Here is a 24,035-nt window from a genome sequence, read left to right as displayed (position 1 = left end):
ACCTTTTGAGCTGTAAGAGGACTTGTTAGCATTCTTATGATAAAATTCTTTTGAGAGGGGATTGAAAATTTATGGCTTATATTGACGTTATTAATGAATATAAAAGATACCATATGGGAGATACCACAATTGCTGCAAATGATGGGATTACTTTTTCAGTAGAAAAAGGCGAAGTTGCAGTTATTTTAGGCCCAAGTGGAGCGGGAAAATCAACTGTATTAAATATTTTAGGTGGGATGGATTCTTGTGATGAGGGGCAAATCGTAATTGATGGGACCGATATTGCAAAATTCAATGAAAAACAATTAACGACTTACCGTAGAAATGATGTCGGTTTTGTTTTTCAATTTTACAATTTAGTTCCGAACCTAACGACGAAAGAAAATGTTGAACTAGCTTCTCAAATCGTGACAGATGCATTAAATCCAGAAGAAGTGCTGAAGTCGGTCGGATTAGGTGGAAGATTGGATAATTTTCCTGCACAATTATCTGGAGGCGAACAGCAGCGTGTAACAATTGCTAGAGCAATTGCCAAACGACCTAAATTGTTATTATGTGATGAGCCTACAGGAGCATTAGATTATGAAACGGGCAAGCAAATCCTAACGATATTACAAGAAACGGCTCGAACGACAGGCACGACTGTGATTATTATCACACATAATTCTGCGATTGCACCAATGGCAGATCGTGTGATTCGTATCAATGATGCCAAAGTTCGTAGTGTAACGATCAACGATGAACCAAAACCTGTAGCTGAGATAGAATGGTAGGTGACAGTCTTGAAAAAAACAGCCTTACTTAAAACAAGTTTTCGTGAAATCAAACAATCGAAAGCGCGATTTATATCGATCATGGGCATTATCTTTCTAGGTGTTATGGTCTTTGTTGGTTTAAAAGCCACAGGACCAGATATGACTCAGACTGCATCAAATTATTATCAAAAGCAAAAACTACCTGATGCTAGAATTGTTTCTACGCTTGGTTTAACCAATAAAGATATTGAAGAGTTAAAACAAGTAAAATCGGTTGAAAAAGCTTTTCCTAGATATACAAAAGATTTAGCTATTAGCGACCGAAATGTTGCGGTGAAATTTGTTAGCTACGATTTAAAAGAAAAACAACCTTTGATCGATTATCGGGTTGTCAAAGGTAGAATGCCCGAAAAAAGTGGAGAAATTGTGTTAGATGACCTTGCTCAAATGCGTGGACATTATAAACTCGGTGAGACACTGACACTTTCAAAAGAAGATAATAAGGACAAGGCGTTAAAAAAGGAGCAGTTTAAAATCGTCGGATTTGTCCAATCTCCTGAGTATATTGAAAATACTTCTCGAGGGAATACGACGATTGGCAAAGGTTCATTAGATTTTTTTGCAGTCGTTCCCAAAGAAGATATGGACCTTTCAAGTTTTACAGAAATTCTTGTGTCATTTAAAGGCTTAAACGACCTAGACAGTTATTCAGCAGAATATAAAAACAAACGTGAAACTGCGATGAACTCAGTTAAGCAGGCGATGAAAAAACGCCCCGAACAACGGGTCGAAGAAATTCGTGAAGAATCAAAAGCGTCATTTGAAAAAGCTCAAAAAGAGATTACTGATGGTGAAACTGCATTGAAAGATGCTGAAGCTAAACTCCAGTCAAGTGAGCAGGAACTAGCCTCCGGCAAGCAAGAATTAACGCGAGCACAAGAAGCTTATACACAGCAAATTGCAACTGCTGAAAATGAACTTGCGGCAAACCAAGCCGCGATTACAAACGGTGAAAATGAGTTAGTTCAGCAAAGAAATATACTTGAAGCGAAGAAAAATGAATTAGCACAAGCTTCAGCAGAAGTCATGCAAGGACAAAATAATTTATCTGCTTTACAGCAACAGCGTAATGAGTTAGCGGCAACCAGTGAATCATTGAAGCAATTAGCCAATGGCTATCAGAGCTTAGCGGCAACAGTAGCTATTTTAGATCGGGTGCCGGATGAGTTATTAGCAGAGAGTATTACGGATGCTGCGCCACAATTGCAGGAAGCTGTTCAATCTTTAGGCGCACCTGTTGAGATTTCAGCAGCAATCAATCAACTAATTAGCCAACCGCAAAGGGAAAATATTGCAAGTGTTATGGCAACTATCAATGCGGCTTTAACGAGTTTGTCAAATCAACAAACCCAAGCGACACAAGGGTTGCAAAACTTGGATCAAACAATCGGTACGATCAATCAGTCGATTGCTCAATTTACAGAGGCCAAACAACAACTGGATGCAGCTGAAGCTCAAATTGCTCAGGCTGAAGCACAATTAGCCACAGGGAAAGAACAGTTAGCAGCAGGACAAGCACAATTGGAGCAGTCAAAAATTGATGGTCAAGCAAAATTGAATGAGGTTCAAACCCAACTTGATGAAGCTCAAGCAGCGTATAACCAAGGTTTAGAAGAGTTTCAAAAGAAAAAAACAGAAAGTTTGCCGAAACTTGAAGAGGCCAAACAACAATTAGAAAAAAAACAAAAAGAATTAGCCGATTTAAAGGCGGCCGATTACTATTATTTTACAAGAGATGATAATCCAGGTTATTCGGAATATGAAGACAATGCTAACCGTATTTCTTCATTATCAACAGTTTTTCCAATTTTCTTTTTCTTGATTGCTGCATTAGTTAGTTTAACAACAATGACGCGAATGGTGGAAGAAAAACGAATGGAAATCGGTAGTCTGAAAGCATTAGGTTATCGCAATGGCGAAATTGCCTTCAAATTTTTAGTATATGCAACGATTGCCAGTGTGTGTGGAGCTGTTTTAGGATTGTTTGTAGGGTATTATTTATTCCCTACCATTATTTTTGATGCCTATGGACAGTTATATAACATTCCAGATTTTGTTACACCATGGTATTTGAATTATAGCTTGATTGGAATTTTAGTTGCTGTTTTATGTACGGCTGGCGCCGCAATGGTTGTTTTACGGATCGATTTATTTAGTACACCAGCTAGTCTATTACGTCCCAAAGCACCTAAAGCTGGTCAAAGAATTTGGTTGGAGCGTATAAAACCGATTTGGAATCGATTAAGTTTTATTCAAAAAGTAACAGCACGAAATTTATTCCGTTACAAACAGAGAATGTTGATGACGGTTTTAGGTATTGCTGGATGTATGGCATTGATCATTACCGGCTTTGGGTTGAAAGATTCTATTTCAGATATTGTAGAAGTTCAATTCAATAAAATCTGGCATTACCAAGCAATCGTGACGTTTAAAGAAGAGGCTTCTGAAAAAGATACACAGAACTATCAAGCGGTGTTAGACAACGTTGACGGCTTGAAAGAGACGATGCCGTTATATATTGAATCTTTAAAAACAACGAAAGAATCTAACGCTAAACAAGATGTTTCTATCTATGTTCCTGAAAAACCTAAAGAGATCGATCACTTTATTTTATTCAATGATCGACAATCTGGTAAAAAATATCAGTTGACGGATGATGGTGTGATCATTAATGAAAAACTAGCAAATCTATTCAACTATAAAACCGGCGATACACTTGTTTTGAAAAATAGTGATAACCAAGAATATAAATTTAAAATCACAGCAATTGCGGAAAATTATACCGGTCACTTTGCGTATATGTCACCTGCCTATTATGAAAAGATAATCAAGAAAAAACCAAACTATAACACGGAGTTTTTACTCTTTGATAAAGTACCAACTGAAAAATCCGAGGCTTCTATAGGTAAAGAATTGATGGGGAATCCTAATGTGTTAAATGTTTCATTCCTTTCAATTTCAAGTGATGCTTTAGATGATACGATCCATAGTTTGAATATTGTTGTTTGGGTCTTGATCACAGTTTCTGGCTTATTGGCGTTCATTGTCTTGTATAACTTGACGAATATCAATATTTCAGAACGAATCAGAGAACTTTCAACAATCAAAGTGTTAGGCTTTTATGATAAAGAAGTGACAATGTATGTTTATCGGGAAAATATTATTTTAACATTAATCGGCATTTTCTTCGGTTGCTTCTTTGGAAAACTTGTTCATGGTTACGTATTGACCACAGTGGAAGTTGATATGTTGATGTTTTCTCCGACCATTCATTGGTTTAGCTATCTATATTCAGGTTTGATCACCTTGTTCTTTACGTTATTGGTCATGGTGTTCATGCACAGAAAATTGAAAAAGGTTGATATGATCGAGGCATTAAAGTCTAACGAATAAAACAGATTTAATAAATGGAACGAATAGTCTTTTAACTAAGATGTCTTCGTTTCATTTATTTTTGTGAAAGCAAATACATCCCTTGTATGATTTTACAAAATTAGCTGTCATTTTGTACAAAGTATTGGTAAAATATAAGTATCTTCATAAGAACGTCGGGAGAGAATGGAAGAGGTTGTTTAAATAGTAAGGCGATGAAAAGCTTAGGAGTGCTCAAGGGAAATGAGTACCTCTATTCTAGGAACGAAGTGACGTAGAGAGAACAGACGTTACACCAGCGTTTCGATCGCGACAAATTCTAAGTGCTAAAGCACTAAGATTTGATGGTCGGACCAAAAGGAGAAAGGAGTGGGGATGTGATTCAAGGTATTCCGATTGAAACAATTTATCTTTACGCACTGATTATTTGTGCAGGAATTGCTGTTTTGTTGGTGATTTTTGGTGATGTCTTCGATTTTGATGGACCAATCGATCCAATGTTGGCTATTCCATGGTTGGCATTCACCTCATTATTTGGTTATCTAGGAGAACGATTGTTGGATTGGAATCACTTGATGTTGTTTCTAGTGAGTGGAGCCATTTCTTCAATTCTGGTATTTTTCTTGAATTTTTATGTATTGATGCCAATGAAAAATGCAGAGTCAACTATTTCGATTTCTGAAAAAGACATGGAAGGACATGTCGCAACTGTTGTTACTCCGATTCCTGTTGGCGGAATGGGTGAGATTCAATTGAAAAGTGTTACTGGATCAATCAGCCGGCCGGCAGCATTTTACGCTTCACAAGACCAACCAATCGAACGAGGAGCGCAAGTATTGATCATTGAAATCAGAGAGCGTGTATGCTATGTGGTTCCTTATGAAGGAAGTTTACAATTATAAAACAGAAGGGGTAGAAGAAAATGGAATTAGGGATTTTAGGACCAATTGTTCTGGTTGTGTTTATTTTACTGATGTTATTGATCGTTTTTATTTCAAAATATCAAACAGCAAAACCAGATGAAGCGTTGATTATTAGTGGGAGTTATTTAGGAAATAAAAATGTTCATGCAGATGAAAGCGGTAATAAAATAAAAATAGTACGTGGTGGAGGGGCTTTTGTTCTGCCGGTATTCCAACGATCAAATAGAATTAGTTTATTATCAAGTAAGTTAGATGTGTCGACTCCAGAAGTTTACACAGAACAAGGGGTTCCTGTGATGTGTGATGGAACATCGATTATTAAAATCGGTTCTTCTGTTGAAGAAATCGCTACAGCCGCAGAGCAATTTTTAGGAAAAACACGTGAAGAACTTGAAAATGAAGCACGTGAAGTATTAGAAGGTCATTTACGTTCTATTTTAGGTTCGATGACGGTGGAAGAAATCTATCAAAATCGTGATAAATTCAGCCAAAGTGTGCAAGAAGTTGCCAGTGTGGATTTAGCAAAAATGGGTCTGATCATTGTATCGTTTACCATCAAAGAAGTTCGCGACAAAAATGGCTACTTAGATTCTTTAGGGAAACCAAGAATCGCTCAAGTAAAGCGTGATGCAGATATCGCGGAAGCCGAAGCTTGGAAAGAAACACGTATCAAAAAAGCTGAAGCTGAAAAAGAATCACAACAAGCCGAATTACAACGTCAAACTGAAATCGCAGAAGCATCTAAAGAAAAAGAATTAAAGCTTGCAACATATAAAGAAGCGCAAGATATTGCTAAAGCCAAAGCTGACCAAGCCTACAATTTGGAAACAGCCAAGGCACAACAAGAAGTTATTGCCCAAGAGATGGAAGTTAAAGTCATCGAGCGTCAAAAACAAATCGAGTTAGAAGAAAAAGAAATCGTTCGTCGTGAGAAACAATACGATTCAGAAGTGAAGAAAAAAGCCGATGCAGATCGTTATGCGAAAGAGCAAGAAGCATTAGCACAAAAAGCACGTGAGGTAGCGGAAGCGGAAGCGGAGCGTTTCCGTGTTGAATCATTAGCGGAAGCGGAAGCAAATCAAACACGTTTGGCTGGACAAGCCGAAGCTGAATCTATTTTAGCTCGTGGTGCTGCTGAAGCCGAAGCAAAACAAAAAATTGCGGATGCATTTAAGGAATACGGCGAAGCTGCTGTCTTAAGCATGGTAATGGAAATGTTGCCACAATTAATGAAAGAAGCAGCTCAACCACTTAGCAATATCGATAAAATCTCGGTTGTTGATACAGGAGGCGGCGGAGAAAATGCTGGCGCTAACCGAATCACCAATTATGCTACGAATTTGTTAGCAGGAACACAAGAAACGTTAAAAGAAACAACGGGATTAGATGTCAAAGAATTGATTGAAAACTTCTCTAAAAAAGGAACGAACAGTAATGTAAATTTCTATGGTGATGAGAAAGAAGAACAATAGTTAAAAAAGAACACCAAGCAGAAAATTCTGTTCGGTGTTCTTTTTTGACGTAATATTACTAACTGCTGTCGATTTTATTTCCAGTCTGTACCTACGATTAGTTAGATAGAGGATAAACTCATTCGTCAGTAAGTTTATCCTCTATTTTTAGTATGTTTTTATTCTTTAGAATCATCAGATTCTTGTTTTTTTAAAATAATTTTTTGTTTGAGTATTTCTAATTCTTTTTCTTTCTTCGCGAGTTCAGCTAAATCTTCATCGATTTCATGTTCTTCTTCAATTGGTTTAGGTTTAAAAAAGAAGTTCAGTCCGATCCCGATAAATGTGCCAATAAACGTATCGATTACTCTTGCTAAAGCAAAATAAAAGGATTCACCTTGAGGAATACTAAGTGAAATCAGTAACAAAGTTGCAATAGCAGAGATGATTCCTGAATTATTGTTCATCCCGTCAGAAATAACAATAACGACAATTACTAAAAAAGGGAGGAAAAATAATTCCACTAAAAAATCATTAGAAAACAGATCCTTGACTAGAAAATAAATAATCGCTAGACCGCCACCTAAAGTATTACCAAGAATCCTTGATTTTCCAAAAGTAAGGCTAGTCGTTAGATCTTGTCGCAATGAAAAAACCGCAGCAAGAGCTGCAATCATCGGTGCTCCCCGATCAAATACTTTAAATAAAATAATACATATCATAACAGCTAAAGCCGTTTTTAATGTGCGTAAACCTAAGCGAAAAGGACCGACTTCCATGAGCTTTCTCTCCTATAATCAACATTTAATCAATTTTCTATTTAATGATAACCGAAATAGAGGTAAAATTACTAGTATTAAAACAAAAGATTAATCATTTTGTGAGGAGCTGTCAAATGAAAATAGGATTACGAACAGTCAAAACTGCAGTGAGTGCAACCTTATCGATGATTGTGGCAGGAAGCTTAGGGTTATTGTATCCAGCTTCAGCAGGAATCATTTCTGTATTGAGTGTCACAAATACGAAGAAAACTTCTTTATTAACAGGGCTCTATCGATTACTTTCTCTAGCTTTGGCGACAGTAATTGCGTATTTTTGCTTTTCTATTCTAGGATTCAACCCCTGGGCATTTGGTATTTTCTTACTTTTATTTATACCTGGAGCTGTTTACTTCAAGCTTTCAGATGGTATTGTAGTAAGTTCGGTTTTAGTAACCCAGTACTTAGTCGAACAAGACTTATCTTGGTCAATTATTGGTAACGAATTCTTACTGATGACCATTGGTGTTGGGTTTGCGTTACTCATGAATTTATATATGCCTGATACAGAAAAGCGTTTGAAAGAAGACCAAGAAGTTATTGAAACGATGTTTCGTAAAATATTGAATAATATGGCAGCCTATCTAAACGAGCACAATAAGGAAAGAAACTTGTTTGAAAAATGTAATGACTTAAAATCTTTCATCCGAACAGGAGAAAATTGGGCGAAAAACCATGCAGAAAATCAGCTGATAGCTTCAAATCACTATTATATCGAATACTTTACAATGCGTCGTTTGCAAAGTAACAGTTTGAAAGACATGCTACGAATTTTGGAAAACATTACAGTTGAACCAGAACAAGTTGGAAACATCCAAGAATTACTGCAATATACAGCTGAAACTTTTGCTGAAAATAATGATGGACAAGATATCTTGGATAGAATCGCTCAAGTTTATGAAGCGTATCGCAAAAAAGAATTACCAAAAACTAGAGAAGAATTTGAGAATCGTGCCCAGCTTTTTCAATTTTTACAGGTATTTCAATCATTTATAGAAATTAAAGCGGAGTTTGCAAAACAACAGAATGAAGGAAGAAAATAAGATGAATCAAAGTCAACTTGTCTAATTAGAACATACAGATGATTTGTCTAATGATATTTGCTTATATTTAGGTGAAAGATATCAACCAGTTGCTTGTCATTTCATTGAGGTTGCTGAATCTCTAAAGATCGATGTGTTTTGTGAGAAACGAAAACTACCAATGATTATTCATCAAAAACTTTCCAAGTATATGGTACAAGAAATATTTAGCATCAATTTTGTCTGCTATAGAATACCATACAACAGTTAAAAGAGAATTTACTCAGATGGATATGATCGTCTTTTTGGCTGATAAAATCAAGTGGGATCGGCTCGCTGAACTACCCTATTTGAGTGAGTTATTGTTAGCTTTAGACACGTCTTTAGAAAAAACTTCATTAGTTTATCTTGATTACTTACTAAATTCTAGTCAGCAGTTATTCATCCATGGGCGAAAGAAGCACAAGATAAACTAAGAAAACAAACGAATCAAAAAAGCATAAACCAACAGATTTATAAAGGAAATATTAAAGTTTAGTTACGGAATTCAAAAATCCTAGTATTTGTAAAACCAAGATGCTATACTTTCTTCAAGTTAAAAAGACTTTTTATTAAATCAATCTAAAAATAGAAACTTTAAGTCTCTAAAAAGGTGGAACCAGGATTAATGACTGAAAAATGGCGTGAAGATCAAGAATATATGTCTTATGTAGAAGATTTGTTAGAAACTGAAGAAGTACAGCGTTTAGGCAACTATACGCAGCATGTTCACTCAACTCGTTTAGATCATTCAATCAGCGTTTCTTATTATAGTTATAAACTAGCTAAAAAATGGAACGGTGATGCTAGAGCAACAGCTCGTGCTGGACTTTTACATGATTTGTTCTATTACGATTGGCGTACAACTAAGTTCGATGAAGGATCTCATGCTTATATGCATCCAAGAATTGCAGTAAAAAATGCGGAGAAACTAACTGAACTTTCAGATTTAGAACGTGATATTATTATCAAACATATGTGGGGTGCAACGATTGCACCACCAAAATACAAAGAAAGCTACATTGTTACGATGGTCGATAAATATTGTGCTGTCAAAGAAGCATCTGAGCCGATGACGAATTCGGTGAAAGCGAAATGGCGTCAATATTTCCCAAGTAAACAATCTGTATAAAAAAATCGATCGATTTTCTTTTTGAGAATCGGTCGATTTTTTTGTATTTATTTTAATCGGAAAGCTGTTGTTTCATAATTGTTTGTTCGTGCTCTAATTTCTTTAACCGCTTGATTGCCTTGAAATAAGAAGCAAGCAACACAATCACGGACCCCGCCCATGCAAGTGGCGATGCTAAAGCAGCGCCGACGAATCCTAAAGAAGCAGTTAAAATAATCGCGGCAAATGAACGCATGATCAACTCCATAATTCCAGCTATTGTGGGAATCACACTTTGTCCAAGACCTTGCAATGTATAACGAATAATAAACAAGATTGCCAATAACCAATACATACTGCCATTGACATTAAAGTAAATCTGAGAAAGGTTGAGTACTTTTATTTCTTTTACGCTGACGAAAAGGGTCATTAAATTTTGACCAAAGAGAATTACGATTCCACCAGCTAAAATGCTAAACCCAATACTCATCACAAGGCATTGATTAACCCCTTGTAAAATTCGTTTATATTTTTTTGCGCCATAATTTTGGGCGGTAAAGGTGGCCATTGCGATACCAAATGACATCATCGGTTGCGTCGCAAATTGTTCGAGTTTGCCCGAAGCAGCTTGAGCAGCCACAACGTCGGTTCCTAGACTATTTAGGGCAGCTTGTAAAATAATTGCGCCTATTGCAATGATTGATGATTGAAAAGCCATTGGTAAAGCGATGTTTAGATGAGTGCGAAATTCAAGTTTATCAATGTAAAAATCTTTTTTCCGTAATTGAAGATTAGGAATTTTCCAGCGAATATAGATTACACATAAGACACTAGATATGATTTGAGCCGTAACTGTGGCAATACCAGCTCCCGCAACGCCCATATGAAAATTAAGAATCAAAATTAGATCTAACACAACATTGATGATACTAGCAATGATCAAAAATAAAAGCGGCGTTCGACTATCACCTAAAGCTCGAATCACATTAGATAATAAATTAAATGCCATAGCAGCAAAGATTCCGACAAAAATAATGGAGATAAAGATTTGCGCATCTTCAATAATTTCTGGAGGTGTTTGCATAAGTAGCAACATAGGTCGAACAAAAATCAAACTCAACACAGTCAAAATGATCGTTACGATTCCACTGATGATGATTCCTGTGGCAAAGCTCTTTTTCACCCCACGGTAATCTTGTCCACCGAACCGTTGTGAGGTTATGATAGAAAGGCCTGCTGTCAACCCTTGAGCGAAACCAATGATCAAAAATGTAATACTTCCAGTCGAACCAACTGCTGCTAAAGCGTCTTTTCCTAGCGTTTGTCCAACGATGATCATATCAGCCATATTATAGAACTGTTGGAAAATGTTACCAATCAATAATGGAATCGTAAAGAAAAAAATCAATTTCGCGGGATTTCCATGTGTTAATTCTTTCAATGAAAACATCCTTTCATTACGAGAGGACAATCCGCGGAAGATTTCCTCTACAATTCTAACGAAAATAACGGTCAAATTTGATGTAATGTATATAGTAAAATTATTGAAAATTTCCTACTTATAGTAGCACAATATTTGGCTTTTGCAAGTGCTTTATCAAACCCAATTTATTTTTAGTCTAAATGAGTGTTTTTGGCTATAAAATAATGTAGAATTGAATTATTTCTCGTTTCTTTCAAAAAAATTGCTATAATTGATCAGTATAGATTTAAGAAGTGGTATCATAGAATAGTTGATTTATTATCCAGGAGGTGACTACGTGAAAAGTGAATTAAATAGGCTGACAAAAATTAGCATTTATATGGTTAAATGGATAAGCATTGCTTCATTGATCGGTTTAATAATGGGCACATTGTCTGCCTTTTTTTTGAAAAGTCTAGATGTAGTAACGCAAATTAGGCTAGATAATCCCTGGCTTTTATTTATCCTACCATTTAGCGGAGCGGCTTTTGCTTTCCTATATAAAAAATATGGTGGCAATGCTATCAGAGGGAATAACTTGGTGATCGATCAAGCCAACGGTGAACAAGAAAATATTCCATTACGACTTATTCCACTGACTTTATTTGGCACGATTACAACTCATTTATTTGGTGGTTCTGTTGGTCGTGAAGGGACAGCCGTACAAATGGGCGGGACAGTAGCAAATGCAGTTGGACGAGCTTTTAGACTCGATAAAGTTGAGCGAGAAATTGTTATAATTAGTGGAATCAGCGCTGGTTTTAGTTCTGTTTTTGGGACTCCTTTGGCAGGAACAATTTTCGGCTTAGAAGTTTTAGTGATCGGACGTTTAAGATCAGATGGACTATTCCCTAGTTTTTTTGCCGCTTTTTTTGCAAATTTTGTTACGGAAGCTTTCGGCGTAAGCCATATACATTATAGTGTGGGGACGATACCTGAGTGGTCATTGCTGTTGTTTGCCAAATTAATGATCGCAGGGATTTGTTTTGGTTTAGTCGGATGGCTGTTTAGTCGTTCAATTGCCTTGCTTAAAAAAGTGTATGCAAACTGGTTTGAAAACGTTGTGTTACGAAATTTTTTTGGCGGAATCTTTGTAGTAGCTGCTGTTTTTATTTTACAGACGCAACGTTATCTTGGATTAAGTTTACCCTTGCTAAAAGATGCGTTTAATGGAGAAAATTACTGGTTTGATTTTATTGGAAAGCTGTTTTTTACTGTACTGTCATTAGGCGCAGGTTATCAAGGCGGAGAAGTGACACCTTTATTCGAAATCGGCGCAACCTTAGGGAGCACTCTAGCTATGATACTTCATCTATCAATTCCATTTTTAGCTGGATTAGGTTTTATTGGTGTTTTTTCTGGCGCGACCAATACACCAATTGCTTGTTTTATCATGGGAATCGAGCTTTTTGGAAGTGAAGCTGCTGTATTTTTCTTTATGATTTGTTTAATCAGTTATATGTGCTCAGGTAATGCTGGAATTTATTCAGCTCAAAAAGTAGAAGTAGAAAAAGGTGTCTTATTCTTACCCCTCATCACCAACTGGCAAAATAAGAAGCGAAATTAGCGTATTATAGAAAAATATTCTTAGGCTATGATAAACTAGAGAATGAGGTGAAAGCATGAAAGACTATCAATATCCATTAGATTTAGACTGGACAACAAACGAAATGGTGATTGTGACAAACTTATGGTCAGCAGTAGAACAAGCGAATGAAACCGGAATAGATACCAAAGCTTTTTTGGCTACTTATAAGGAATTTAAAACGGTGGTTAAAAGCATAGGTGAAGAAAAGCGTTTAGGAAATGAATTTCAAAAAGCATCTGGTTATTCTTTATATCGAACACTCCAACAAGCAAAAAAACAAGAGTCAGGCAGATTGAAACTAGGAGCTGATTAAAATGACAAAAGAAAAAATGATCATTGAAATCAAAGAATGGTTAAAAGAAGCAGCAGGTTACATCCGTGTTAGCCTAACCAATGAACTTAAAGTTTCTCAAAAATCGGGCAGAACTGATTTAGTAACAAATATTGATGAAGAAACGCAATCATTTCTTATTAAAAAAATAAAGCAACGCTATCCTAATGATCGAATTTTAGCTGAAGAAAAAGAGTTTAATACCATTGATTCTCTAGCAGGTCGAGTTTGGATTATCGACCCGATCGATGGCACGATGAATTTCGTGATGGAGCAGGAAAATTTTTGTATTATGATTGCTGTTTTTGAAGATGGTATTGGGCAATTAGGGTTCATTTATGATGTGATGAAAGATGAATTATATTGGGGCGGTAAAAATTATGGCGTCTTTCTTAATGAGCAAAAATTACCGCAGCCAAAAGATACTTCTTTATCAGAAGGGTTATTAGGCATGAATGCCTATATGTATGGTAAAAATATTCATTCTGCCGGAGAAATGGGACACGCAAGTATGGGCATTAGGGTCAGTGGATGTGCAGGCGTGGAACTGATTGCTATGCTTAAAGGAAATCATATTGGCTATGTTTCCAATCTTAGTCCGTGGGATTATGCGGCTGGCTTGGTTTTGCTGGATGAGTTTGGATTTAAGTACTCTAATATAGAAGGAAAACCATTAGCATTTGCTGGAAGGGAATATTTTTTAGCAGCAACGCCTACAGCTTATGTAGAAATTCAGGGGAATTTTCTTCAGAAATAGAGAGAGTGTGTTGTTGGCGTACACGAAAGAAAAACCAATAAAATTTCAAGATAAGCAGTGCTATCTTGAAAGAAAACGTTGCTTTTTTTCTGAAAATATGTTATTTTTCAAAAAAAGGCAATAAAATATGAAGTTTTCACAACTTTTGAAAGCTTTAGACTATATTTCATGAAAAAAATTTGGTATAATAAAAAGTCGGATTTAATGAACAAGTGACGTAAGGCAAAAGGATAAGGAGCAATTACATTGAAATACAGAGAAGATATTAGAAACGTGGCAATCATCGCCCACGTCGATCACGGTAAAACAACATTAGTAGATGAACTTTTAAAACAATCAGATACTTTAGATGGACACACACAATTACAAGAACGTGCAATGGATTCGAATGCGATTGAAAGCGAACGTGGGATCACGATTTTAGCTAAAAATACAGCAGTTGATTACAAAGGCACTCGCATCAACATTTTAGATACACCTGGACACGCGGATTTCGGTGGTGAAGTAGAGCGTATCATGAAAATGGTTGACGGTGTAGTTTTAGTTGTTGATGCTTATGAAGGAACAATGCCTCAAACTCGTTTCGTATTGAAAAAAGCATTGGAACAAAAAGTAACACCAATCGTTGTTGTAAATAAAATTGATAAACCTTCAGCGCGTCCTGAACACGTTGTAGATGAAGTATTAGAATTATTTATCGAATTAGGTGCGGATGATGAACAATTGGACTTCCCAGTTATTTATGCATCAGCTTTAAATGGAACTTCAAGTGATTCTGATAAACCAGAAGATCAAGAACCAACAATGGCTCCAATCTTTGATCAAATCATTGAACATGTGCCAGCGCCAATCGATAATTCAGATGAACCATTACAATTCCAAGTATCATTATTAGACTATAACGATTATGTTGGACGTATTGGTATCGGCCGTGTATTCCGTGGAACAATGAAAGTGGGCGACCAAGTTGCCTTAATGAAATTAGATGGTAGCGTGAAGAATTTCCGTGTTACTAAAATCTTTGGTTTCTTTGGACTTCAACGTGTTGAAATCAATGAAGCGAAAGCAGGCGATTTAATTGCCGTTTCTGGTATGGAAGATATCTTCGTTGGTGAAACAGTTGCTGACGTTTCAACCCAAGAAGCATTGCCAATTCTCCATATTGACGAACCAACATTACAAATGACATTCTTAGTCAATAACTCTCCATTTGCTGGTCGTGAAGGTAAATACGTTACTTCACGTAAAATTGAAGAGCGATTAATGGCAGAACTACAAACAGATGTATCATTGCGCGTAGAGCCAATTGGTCCGGATTCATGGACGGTATCTGGTCGTGGTGAATTACATTTATCAATTTTGATTGAAAATATGCGTCGTGAAGGATATGAATTGCAAGTATCGCGTCCTGAAGTTATCGAACGTGAAATTGAAGGTGTGAAATGCGAACCATTTGAACGTGTTCAAATTGATACTCCTGAAGAATACATGGGTAGTGTTATCGAATCATTAAGCCTACGTAAAGGTGAGATGCAAGATATGATCCACACTGGTAATGGTCAGATTCGTTTGATTTTCTTAGCACCAGCTCGTGGTTTGATTGGGTACACAACTGAGTTTCTATCAATGACTCGCGGATATGGTATCATGCATCATACATTTGACCAATATCTACCAATGATTCAAGGAACAATTGGTGGACGTCATCAAGGTGCGTTGGTTTCAATTGATACTGGTAAAGCAACGACTTACAGTATTATGAGCATTGAAGAACGAGGAACAGTCTTTGTAGAACCTACAACTGATGTATACGAAGGAATGATCATCGGTGAAAACAACCGTGATAATGATTTGACTGTAAACATCACAAGAGCAAAACAAATGACTAACGTTCGTTCTGCTAATAAAGACCAAACATCTGTAATCAAAAAAGCAAAAATCCTTACATTAGAAGAGTCATTAGAATTCTTGAATGAAGATGAATATTGTGAAGTAACACCAGAAAGTATTCGATTGAGAAAACAAATTCTTAACAAAAACGAACGTGAAAAAGCAAGTAAAAAGAAAAAATAACCAAGTAAACTAAGATTATATAATCAAGTTTAGAAAGATAGGGCAGAACTTAATAAGTTTTGTCCTATTTTTTGTGGATAACTTCTAGTAAATAATCCTAAAAAATGCGTATCTTATTTTAGAAACCTTGATAAATAGAGGGTTTGAATTTTATTAAAAACTATACTATGTTTCACAAAGACGGAATTGTTTCACGTGTGAGAAAATCCTTCCTTGAATTGCCTTATAGTGCATGCTAAAATAACAACCAGATACAAAGAACGGAGAGAATTTCATGATTGACATCAAAGACTTGCTAAAAGAAAAATTTGGATACGACGAATTTCGTCAAGGACAAGAAGACATCATCAATCATGTTTTACATAAAGAAAATGTTTTAGGTATTATGCCAACAGGTGGCGGTAAGTCTATTTGTTACCAGCTACCAGCGCTTGTCTTAGAAAATCTGACTCTAGTGATCTCACCTTTGATTTCTTTAATGAAAGATCAGGTTGATGCCTTAAATATGATGGGCATCCCTGCAACGTTCATCAATAGTACGATTTCACAGCAGGAAATGAATAGACGAGTTCAGATGGCTGTTAATCGTGAGGTTAAGCTTTTGTATATAGCACCTGAAAGGTTGGAATCATTTGATTTCCAGCAGTTACTGCTACATGTCCCAATCGATCTATTAGCAGTAGATGAAGCGCATTGTATCTCTCAATGGGGGCACGATTTTCGTCCAAGTTATTTACGTTTAGCCGAAATTATTGAACAGTTCCAGCAGCAACCTTCAGTCATTGCGCTTACGGCGACTGCAACACCGCAAGTAGCTGAAGATATCCTTAAACAGTTACACATCCCAAAAGATAATCAGGTACAGACAGGTTTTGCTCGTGAGAATCTATCTTTTCAAGTCGTTAAAGATCAAAATCGAGATGTTTTTCTTTTAGAGTATTTAAAGTTGAATCAAGGACAATCAGGTATTGTTTATGCAAGTACCCGTAAAGAAGTTGAACGGATCTATCATTTGCTTCAAAGTAAAAAAATAGCTGTAGGTATGTATCATGGCGGCATGAATGAAAAGGAGCGCAATCATAATCAAGAAGAGTTTTTATTTGATAAAATCCAAGTGATGGTTGCGACGAATGCGTTTGGTATGGGGATCAATAAGAGTAATGTTCGTTTTGTGATTCATGCGCAGATCCCTGGAAATATCGAGTCTTATTATCAAGAGGCTGGACGTGCCGGACGTGATGGACTCCCAAGTGATGCCGTTTTACTTTATGCACCGCAAGATCTTCAAATTCAGCAATTCTTTATTGATCAATCAGAAATGACGATTGATTATAAACAAAAGGAGTACATGAAATTAAGAGAAATGTCTCAATACGCAAATGCTCAAATGTGTCTACAAAAATTTATATTGCGCTATTTTGGAGAGAAAGGATCTGACTGTGGTCGCTGCTCCAATTGTTTAGATGAACGGGAATTAGTAGATATCACAGTGGATGTTCAAAAAGTTCTTTCTTGCGTGAAACGAATGGGTGAAAAATTTGGTAAGGGGTTAGTTGGAAAAGTGCTAACTGGTTCTAAAGATCAAAAAATCGACCAATGGCATTTTAATCGTTTACCTACATATGGTTTAATGAAGGATCGAACGCAAAAAGAAGTGAATCAATTGATTGATTATCTAACAGCCGAAAGATATTTAAATCCGTCAGACGGTCAATATCCTTTATTATCAGTTTCACCGACAGGAGTTCAAGTCTTGTTAGGCCAACAGACAGTATTTAGAAAAGAAAATCAACGTGTGCGCAAAGTTGTTGTGAATGATGGCCTTTTTGAAACATTAAGAGAATTACGGATGGATTTAGCGCAAGAAGCAGGCGTGCCGCCATATCTCATTTTCTCAGACAGTACATTAAAAGAAATGTGTGAGAAACTCCCTAAAAACTCAATTCAATTATTGCAAGTAAAAGGTGTAGGTCAGAATAAACTGGATAAATACGGGGAAAAATTTTTGGCAGAAATCGAAGTATTTAAACAGACAGAAGAAAAAGACGTTAGTTCTCAGTAGGCATTTAGACAGGATTGACTAAAAAAAGTTAGAGCAGGACTCTAACTTTTTTTAGTATCAGTTTCTATTAGTTAGGATAAACGGCAAAACGTTCATCTTTTAATGGAATAATTTGGATCGGTTCAGCGTAAAAATCTGCGAATTTTTCTTCATTAAATAGTTCTGATCGTGTCCCTTTGGCAAAAATTTCGCCGTCTTTCAACAACATCAAATGATTAAAACACGGTAGAATTTCCTCAGTATGATGGGTAACATAAAGGAGTGTAGGATGACTTTCTTGTTCAGCAATTTGCTTGATTTGTGATAAGAGCTTTTCTCTAGCGAATAAATCTAAGCCGTTACAAGGTTCATCTAGAATCAGTAATTCAGGGTTGGTCATTAAGGCTCTAGAAATCAAAACCAATTGACGTTCTCCCTGAGATAAAACTTCATATTTTTTTCCGATAAGCGATTCACCACCAGCATTTCGTAAAATAGCTTTTGCTTGCTCTAGCTCGTCAACAGTATAGTGCTGATAAATACCAATACTAGCAAATTTGCCAGATAAAACAATTTTTTCAGCTGTTTCCCAATTTTTCATCCGATACTGCAATGCCGTACTAACCCACCCTATTCGCCTCTGCAGATCGGGTATTGAGGCCTGACCAAACACTTGATCCAAAACTACTAAGTGTCCTTTTGTTGGCCATAAATATCCGCAGATCAATTGTAAGAGCAATGTTTTGCCAGCACCGTTCAATCCAAGGATAGCCCAATTTTCACCCGTTTCAGCCGACCAACTTACGTTATTTAACAATGTCTTTTTATCCCGAATAAATGAGACGTTTTTAAATTCAAAAGCTTTCATACTAACTCCTCCTTTGCTTTATTTTACCACTAAGAATTAAGAATAGAATAGTTGTAATTGAAAAAAATTGAAAGAAGAAAATACTGTCAAGAAAATTTCATTGACAAAGCTTTCAAACCCTTGTATAATTGCTTTTGTTGCGTTATGAGGTGATGAATATGAAATGGTCTTTACTAGAACTAAACAAATACAAAGACAAACCGTGTGAATTTTCAGAGACACTTGATTTAAAGGCGTCCTTGATGAAACGAGATAATCTGATCTTAGATGTTAGTCCTGTCAAAGCAACCGGGATATTAGCTGTAGGAAAAGAAGAGTACTTGCTGCACTATAAAATCGATGTTATTGTAACAGTTCCATCTTCACGTTCTTTAACACCTGTTCCTCTTACACTTGCCATTAATGTTGATGAGGTATTTATGACTCCTGAACAGTATCAGCAAAGAGATGAACGTTTGGCGGATGAAGAAATCATTTTGTTGGAAAAACCAACGATTGATTTAGATGAATCAGTCGAAGATAACATTCTTTTGTCTATTCCAATTCAAGTATTATCAGAAGAAGAGCAAGTAAGTCAAGATATGCCAAAAGGCAATGACTGGGAAGTTCTGTCAGAAGAAGATTATGTACAGAAAAGACAAGAAGAAGCACAACAAACAATGGATCCTCGTCTTGCTAAATTATCCGAATTATTCAGTGAAACATCTGATGAGGACGATAAGCAGTAGGATTGGAATATATCGTGCATTTTATGCACACATCTTTACAAGGAGGTGGAACACCAATGGCAGTACCAGCTAGAAGAACTTCAAAAGCTAAAAAGGGCAAACGCCGTACTCATTACAAATTAACTATCAAAGGTTTGAATGCATGTTCAAACTGTGGTGAAATGAGAAAAAGCCATCACGTATGTCCAGCATGTGGTCATTACGATGGAAAAGACGTAATCTCTAAAGAAGCATAAAAACATTTTTTTGAAAATGTTAAAATCCCCTAGGCTAACCATGGAGCCTAGGGGATTTATTTTGGTTAAAAGTAACGAATTTGAGCGACAATTCTCTTGTATTGTCCAAATTCTAAAAAATAAACAAGAATAAATCAAATTAATCGAACTATTTTGTTTTCATATCAAGCATTCTACGTTATAATAATGTAGATTATAAGAAAATTCTAATGAATTTCTTTTCAAAGACAGTGGGAGGATACAAGATGACAAAACAACAATTTGGCGTAGTCGGAATGGCCGTAATGGGAAAAAATTTGGCCTTAAACATCGAAAGTAGAGGATATTCAGTTGCTCTATTCAATCGTACAGGTTCAAAAACAACGGATGTGGTTGAAGAACATCCAGATAAGAATTTTAAAGCGACTTACACAATTGAAGAGTTTGTAGACTCTATTGAAAAACCACGTCGTATCATGTTGATGGTTCAAGCGGGTTTTGCTACAGATGCGACAATTCAAGAATTATTGCCTCATTTAGATAAAGGAGATATTTTGATTGACGGTGGGAATACATTCTTCAAAGATACGATCCGTAGAAATGAAGAGTTAGCAAACTCAGGAATCAACTTTATCGGTACTGGTGTTTCAGGTGGGGAAGAAGGTGCATTAAAAGGTCCTTCAATCATGCCAGGTGGTCAAAAAGAAGCTTATGAATTAGTTGCTCCAATTTTAGAAAAGATTTCAGCTAAAGCAGAAGATGGTGAACCATGTGTGACCTATATTGGTCCAAACGGAGCAGGTCATTATGTTAAAATGGTCCATAACGGAATCGAATATGGCGATATGCAATTGATTGCTGAGTCATATGATTTAATGAAAAATATCCTTGATGTATCTGTAGATGAGATGGCAGATATTTTCAAAGAATGGAATCAAGGAGAATTAGATAGTTATCTTGTAGAAATCACAGCAGATATTTTAACTCGTAAAGATGATGAAGGAACAGGAAAACCAATTGTTGATGTAATCATGGATGCTGCTGGTAATAAAGGAACAGGCAAATGGACAAGCCAAAGCGCTTTGGACTTAGGTGTTCCGCTACCGTTGATTACTGAATCTGTTTTTGCTCGTTTTATTTCTGCTTATAAAGATGAACGTGTGAAGGCAAGTAAAGTCCTAGCTAAACCTGAAGCACCTGCTTATCAAGGGGATAAAAAAGAATTGATTGAAAAAATTCGCGAAGCTCTTTACTTCAGTAAAATCATGAGTTACGCACAAGGATTTGCTCAATTACGTGTTGCTTCAGAAGATTATGAGTGGGACTTACCATTTGGTGAGATCGCTAAAATCTGGCGTGCAGGTTGTATCATCCGTGCGCAGTTCTTACAAAAAATTACAGATGCATATGATAAAAATCCAACAATTGAAAACTTACTATTGGATGAGTACTTTATTGATATTACAAAAAAATATCAACAATCTGTTCGTGATGTTGTATCGATCGCTGTTCAGGCAGGAGTTCCAGTTCCAACATTTGCTTCAGCTATTGCTTATTATGACTCATATCGCTCAGAACGCTTACCAGCAAATCTGATTCAAGCGCAAAGAGATTACTTTGGTGCTCATACGTATCAACGAGTTGATAAAGAAGGTACTTACCACTATAGTTGGTATAACGAACAATAATAAGTTGGAAAGCCATGGGATTCAATGATTTCTCATGGTTTTCTCCTTGCTGAATGAGTGAAATAGGTTGTTACTAGCTTTTTGGGGTAAAAGTGGGTATAATGGGTAGGCTTTAAGATAGCTTTTAAAGAGAAAGGACAAATAACCAATGAGTAATATTCTTATTATTGAAGATGAAAAGAACTTAGCGCGTTTTGTAGAATTGGAGCTTAAACATGAGGGTTACACTGCGGAGGTTCACTACAATGGACGTACTGGTTTAGAAGCGGCTTTAAATAATGATTGGGATGCTATCCTTTTAGATTTGATGTTGCCTGAATTGAACGGGCTTGAAGTTTGTCGACGTGTACGCCAAGTGAAAAATACACCAATTATCATGATGACAGCGAGAGATTCAGTGATCGATCGTGTATCTGGTTTAGATCATGGAGCGGATGACTACATTGTAAAACCATTTGCTATAGAAGAATTGCTAGCGCGCTTACGTGCATTACTTCGCCGAATTGATATCGAAGGTGACAAAAACGTTGCAAAACAAACAACGATTACCTATCGTGATTTAACGATTGAAAAAGAAAATCGTGTTGTTCGCCGTAATTCTGAAATGATCGAATTAACGAAACGTGAATACGAATTATTATTGACTTTAATGGAAAATGTAAATGTTGTATTGGCCCGTGATGTACTATTAAATAAAGTTTGGGGTTATGAGACAGAAGTCGAAACAAATGTTGTTGATGTTTATATCCGTTATCTACGTAATAAAATTGATGTTCCTGGCGAGGAAAGCTACATTCAAACTGTTCGTGGAACAGGCTATGTGATGCGCTCGTGAAATCAATAAAAATGAAAAAAGCGGCAAAAAAAGAACTGAAGGGGCCTTCTTTGACAATCAAGTGGGCTTCTGCAAGTTCTTTCTTCATATTTGTTGTATTCACTATTTTCGCAGTGATTACGTATAAATCTTCCGTCAATCTTATCGTTGAAAAGGAACGCGAAAATGTAGAAAGAACAGTTGCAGAGGTTGGTAACCGTTTAGCGAACGCAAAAGGAAACTTGACTGTTTCTGATGTCTATGAAAAATTGAAGACACCTAGTGTTGAAGAAGATGATTTAGATAGTAAAAAAATTTCCGTAGAAGGATCATTGATGGAAATGGATAGTATGATTTCTGAATTAGGTCAACCGCCATTATTTCTATCTATTTACGACACAAATGGAACATTAATATTTGAGACTCAGAAAATACAAAGTAAGTTAATGAAAAAAGAGAAGCAAGCAGCTGAAATCAAAACATTAGATGACAAGACAGGTTTTTTGATTATTCAGCCAGTTTATTCAAAAGATAATAGAGAACAAGTCGGATACATACAAGCGTTTTATGAGTTATCTTCTTTTTACGATATTAGAAACCGTCTATTGTTAACATTGATTGTTTTGGAGATAATCTCATTGATTTTAAGTAGCATATTAGGATTTATCTTATCATCATACTTTTTAAAACCCTTGAAAGTTTTAAGGGATACAATGGATACGATTAGGAAAGATCCCCAGTCGGATATTCATATGCCAGATATCCATTCGAATGATGAGCTTGCCGACCTTGCGGAAATCTTTAATGAGATGTTAGATCGTATGAGACGCTATATTGAGCAACAGGAACAGTTTGTAGAAGATGTTTCCCATGAATTACGGACGCCAGTAGCGATTATTGAAGGGCATTTGAATTTGTTGAATCGATGGGGGAAAGAGGATCCAGAAGTATTGGATGAATCTTTAGAAGCTAGCTTACAAGAGATTGTCCGTATGAAGAGTCTAGTTCAAGAAATGCTAGATTTGTCTCGAGCAGAGCAAGTCGATGTCCAGTATTCAAATCATACCTCTAATGCGAAACAAGTTGTTTATCAAGTGTTTAATAACTTTAAAATTTTATATCCAGATTTTGTTATTACTTTAGATGATGATCTCTTACATGAAGTGACGCTAGGGATTTACCGTAATCATTTTGAACAACTTTTGATTATTATTCTAGACAATGCTGTCAAATATTCAACGACTCGCAAAGAAGTTCACATTTCCATTTCGAAAACATTAAGCGAATTTGAGATAGCCATTCAAGACTTTGGCGAAGGAATACCAGAAGATGATTTAGACAAGATATTTAATCGTTTTTATCGAGTGGATAAAGCGCGCGCCCGTAATAAGGGGGGGAATGGATTAGGTTTATCGATTGCCAAACAATTAGTAGAAAATTACAAAGGCAGAATCGATGCGGAAAGTGTTGTTCATCAAGGAACAATATTTAGAATTTATATTCCAATAGTAAATAAAAGTGAAATAGTAGAGTAGGGAGAAATACCCTGCTCTTTTTTTTATCATTTTACCGAATGATTAATCTTTTCTGTTGTTTAATCCGACGGAAAAAGCGAATACTTAAAAGAAGTTCTTCTGATTTGTTCGCTAAGAAAAAAAAGAATCTAAAATAACTATTTTCTAGTTGCATTTTGCAATAAGTCTTGTTATATTTATACATGTTCTTGTGATTGCTAGTTACTTATTTACAAGAGAAAAAAATTATTTTTTCTTCTTGACTAATGTAAGATAATCATGATAGAATAACAAAGTCGCTGAAATAAAAGCGACTCAAACATATTGAAAAATCAGGAAAAAAGTTGTTGACAAATAACAAACAACCTGATAAACTAATGAAGTTGTCACGAAATATTCGATAAC

20 protein-coding genes are annotated in these 24,035 nt (G+C 36.1%); 17 read left to right on the top strand and 3 right to left on the bottom strand.

Annotated features, from left to right (window positions below):
* Positions 1–71 precede the first annotated feature (71 nt).
* The 4 genes from IGJ02_RS09715 to IGJ02_RS09700 all read left to right on the top strand — a co-directional run bounded on the left by IGJ02_RS09715 (position 72) and on the right by IGJ02_RS09700 (position 6,582).
* Positions 72–773 (top strand): ABC transporter ATP-binding protein, encoded by a 702-nt coding sequence (locus IGJ02_RS09715; RefSeq protein ID WP_430601840.1) that lies wholly within the window; start codon positions 72–74, stop codon positions 771–773.
* Positions 774–4,208: an FtsX-like permease family protein gene (locus IGJ02_RS09710; protein ID WP_430601839.1), complete on the top strand. Its 3,435-nt coding sequence runs from the start codon at positions 774–776 to the stop codon at positions 4,206–4,208.
* A 323-nt stretch (positions 4,209–4,531) separates the two neighbouring features.
* Positions 4,532–5,089, top strand: a complete 558-nt coding sequence (locus tag IGJ02_RS09705; RefSeq protein ID WP_249024381.1) for a hypothetical protein — start codon at positions 4,532–4,534, stop codon at positions 5,087–5,089.
* A 20-nt stretch (positions 5,090–5,109) separates the two neighbouring features.
* Positions 5,110–6,582: a flotillin family protein gene (locus IGJ02_RS09700; RefSeq protein ID WP_010763424.1), complete on the top strand. Its 1,473-nt coding sequence runs from the start codon at positions 5,110–5,112 to the stop codon at positions 6,580–6,582.
* A 158-nt stretch (positions 6,583–6,740) separates the two neighbouring features.
* Here the strand turns inward: IGJ02_RS09700 and IGJ02_RS09695 are convergent, their stop codons facing one another.
* A complete protein-coding gene (locus IGJ02_RS09695; RefSeq protein ID WP_010763425.1) occupies positions 6,741–7,340 on the bottom strand; it encodes an FUSC family protein in 600 nt (199 codons plus the stop codon).
* Positions 7,341–7,456: 116 nt separating this feature from the next.
* On the opposite strand from IGJ02_RS09695, the gene IGJ02_RS09690 reads away from it, so the two are divergent.
* From IGJ02_RS09690 to IGJ02_RS09680, 3 genes are all read left to right on the top strand, one after another.
* Positions 7,457–8,422 carry an aromatic acid exporter family protein gene (locus IGJ02_RS09690; RefSeq protein WP_010763426.1) on the top strand — a complete coding sequence of 322 codons (966 nt, stop codon included), beginning with the start codon at positions 7,457–7,459 and terminating at the stop codon, positions 8,420–8,422.
* 266 nt (positions 8,423–8,688) lie between these two features.
* The gene (locus IGJ02_RS09685; RefSeq protein ID WP_430601838.1) at positions 8,689–8,877 is read left to right on the top strand and encodes a hypothetical protein; all 189 of its coding nucleotides are present in this window, start codon (positions 8,689–8,691) and stop codon (positions 8,875–8,877) included.
* Between the two features lie 191 nt (positions 8,878–9,068).
* Positions 9,069–9,572, top strand: a complete 504-nt coding sequence (locus tag IGJ02_RS09680; protein ID WP_010763427.1) for an HD domain-containing protein — start codon at positions 9,069–9,071, stop codon at positions 9,570–9,572.
* Positions 9,573–9,624: 52 nt separating this feature from the next.
* Here the strand turns inward: IGJ02_RS09680 and IGJ02_RS09675 are convergent, their stop codons facing one another.
* Positions 9,625–10,992 (bottom strand): MATE family efflux transporter, encoded by a 1,368-nt coding sequence (locus IGJ02_RS09675; protein ID WP_430601837.1) that lies wholly within the window; start codon positions 10,990–10,992, stop codon positions 9,625–9,627.
* A 319-nt stretch (positions 10,993–11,311) separates the two neighbouring features.
* Here IGJ02_RS09675 and IGJ02_RS09670 point away from each other — a divergent pair, with 319 nt between their 5' ends.
* The 5 genes from IGJ02_RS09670 (at position 11,312) to recQ (ending at position 17,824) form a co-directional block, all read left to right on the top strand.
* Complete coding sequence (locus IGJ02_RS09670) at positions 11,312–12,580, top strand: voltage-gated chloride channel family protein (protein WP_430601836.1); 1,269 nt, start codon at positions 11,312–11,314, stop codon at positions 12,578–12,580.
* 55 nt (positions 12,581–12,635) lie between these two features.
* Positions 12,636–12,914, top strand: a complete 279-nt coding sequence (locus tag IGJ02_RS09665; protein ID WP_430601835.1) for a UPF0223 family protein — start codon at positions 12,636–12,638, stop codon at positions 12,912–12,914.
* 1 nt (position 12,915) lies between these two features.
* A complete protein-coding gene (locus tag IGJ02_RS09660; protein ID WP_010763431.1) occupies positions 12,916–13,689 on the top strand; it encodes an inositol monophosphatase family protein in 774 nt (257 codons plus the stop codon).
* A 246-nt stretch (positions 13,690–13,935) separates the two neighbouring features.
* Positions 13,936–15,762, top strand: coding sequence for a translational GTPase TypA (gene typA, locus IGJ02_RS09655; RefSeq protein WP_010763432.1), 1,827 nt, complete (start codon positions 13,936–13,938; stop codon positions 15,760–15,762).
* A gap of 274 nt (positions 15,763–16,036) precedes the next feature.
* Positions 16,037–17,824 carry a DNA helicase RecQ gene (recQ, locus tag IGJ02_RS09650; protein WP_430601834.1) on the top strand — a complete coding sequence of 596 codons (1,788 nt, stop codon included), beginning with the start codon at positions 16,037–16,039 and terminating at the stop codon, positions 17,822–17,824.
* A 67-nt stretch (positions 17,825–17,891) separates the two neighbouring features.
* On the opposite strand, the gene IGJ02_RS09645 is transcribed toward recQ, so the two are convergent.
* Positions 17,892–18,671 carry an ABC transporter ATP-binding protein gene (locus IGJ02_RS09645; protein WP_010763434.1) on the bottom strand — a complete coding sequence of 260 codons (780 nt, stop codon included), beginning with the start codon at positions 18,669–18,671 and terminating at the stop codon, positions 17,892–17,894.
* 158 nt (positions 18,672–18,829) lie between these two features.
* On the opposite strand from IGJ02_RS09645, the gene IGJ02_RS09640 reads away from it, so the two are divergent.
* The 5 genes from IGJ02_RS09640 to IGJ02_RS09620 all read left to right on the top strand — a co-directional run bounded on the left by IGJ02_RS09640 (position 18,830) and on the right by IGJ02_RS09620 (position 23,651).
* Complete coding sequence (locus IGJ02_RS09640) at positions 18,830–19,399, top strand: YceD family protein (protein ID WP_010763435.1); 570 nt, start codon at positions 18,830–18,832, stop codon at positions 19,397–19,399.
* 56 nt (positions 19,400–19,455) lie between these two features.
* Positions 19,456–19,635 carry a 50S ribosomal protein L32 gene (gene rpmF / locus IGJ02_RS09635; protein WP_010763436.1) on the top strand — a complete coding sequence of 60 codons (180 nt, stop codon included), beginning with the start codon at positions 19,456–19,458 and terminating at the stop codon, positions 19,633–19,635.
* Positions 19,636–19,880: 245 nt separating this feature from the next.
* Positions 19,881–21,302 (top strand): NADP-dependent phosphogluconate dehydrogenase, encoded by a 1,422-nt coding sequence (gene gndA, locus IGJ02_RS09630; RefSeq protein ID WP_010763437.1) that lies wholly within the window; start codon positions 19,881–19,883, stop codon positions 21,300–21,302.
* 148 nt (positions 21,303–21,450) lie between these two features.
* The gene (locus tag IGJ02_RS09625) at positions 21,451–22,137 is read left to right on the top strand and encodes a response regulator transcription factor (protein WP_010763438.1); all 687 of its coding nucleotides are present in this window, start codon (positions 21,451–21,453) and stop codon (positions 22,135–22,137) included.
* An 11-nt stretch (positions 22,138–22,148) separates the two neighbouring features.
* Entirely contained in the window at positions 22,149–23,651 is a 1,503-nt protein-coding gene (locus tag IGJ02_RS09620; protein ID WP_430604097.1) for a HAMP domain-containing sensor histidine kinase, read from the top strand.
* Positions 23,652–24,035: the final 384 nt, after the last annotated feature.

It is taken from the genome of Enterococcus sp. DIV0724b (assembly GCF_050531475.1).
GTDB lineage: Bacteria > Bacillota > Bacilli > Lactobacillales > Enterococcaceae > Enterococcus_L > Enterococcus_L haemoperoxidus.
Note: the sequence above shows the minus strand (reverse complement) of the source record. Positions and strands in the feature narration are given on the sequence as shown.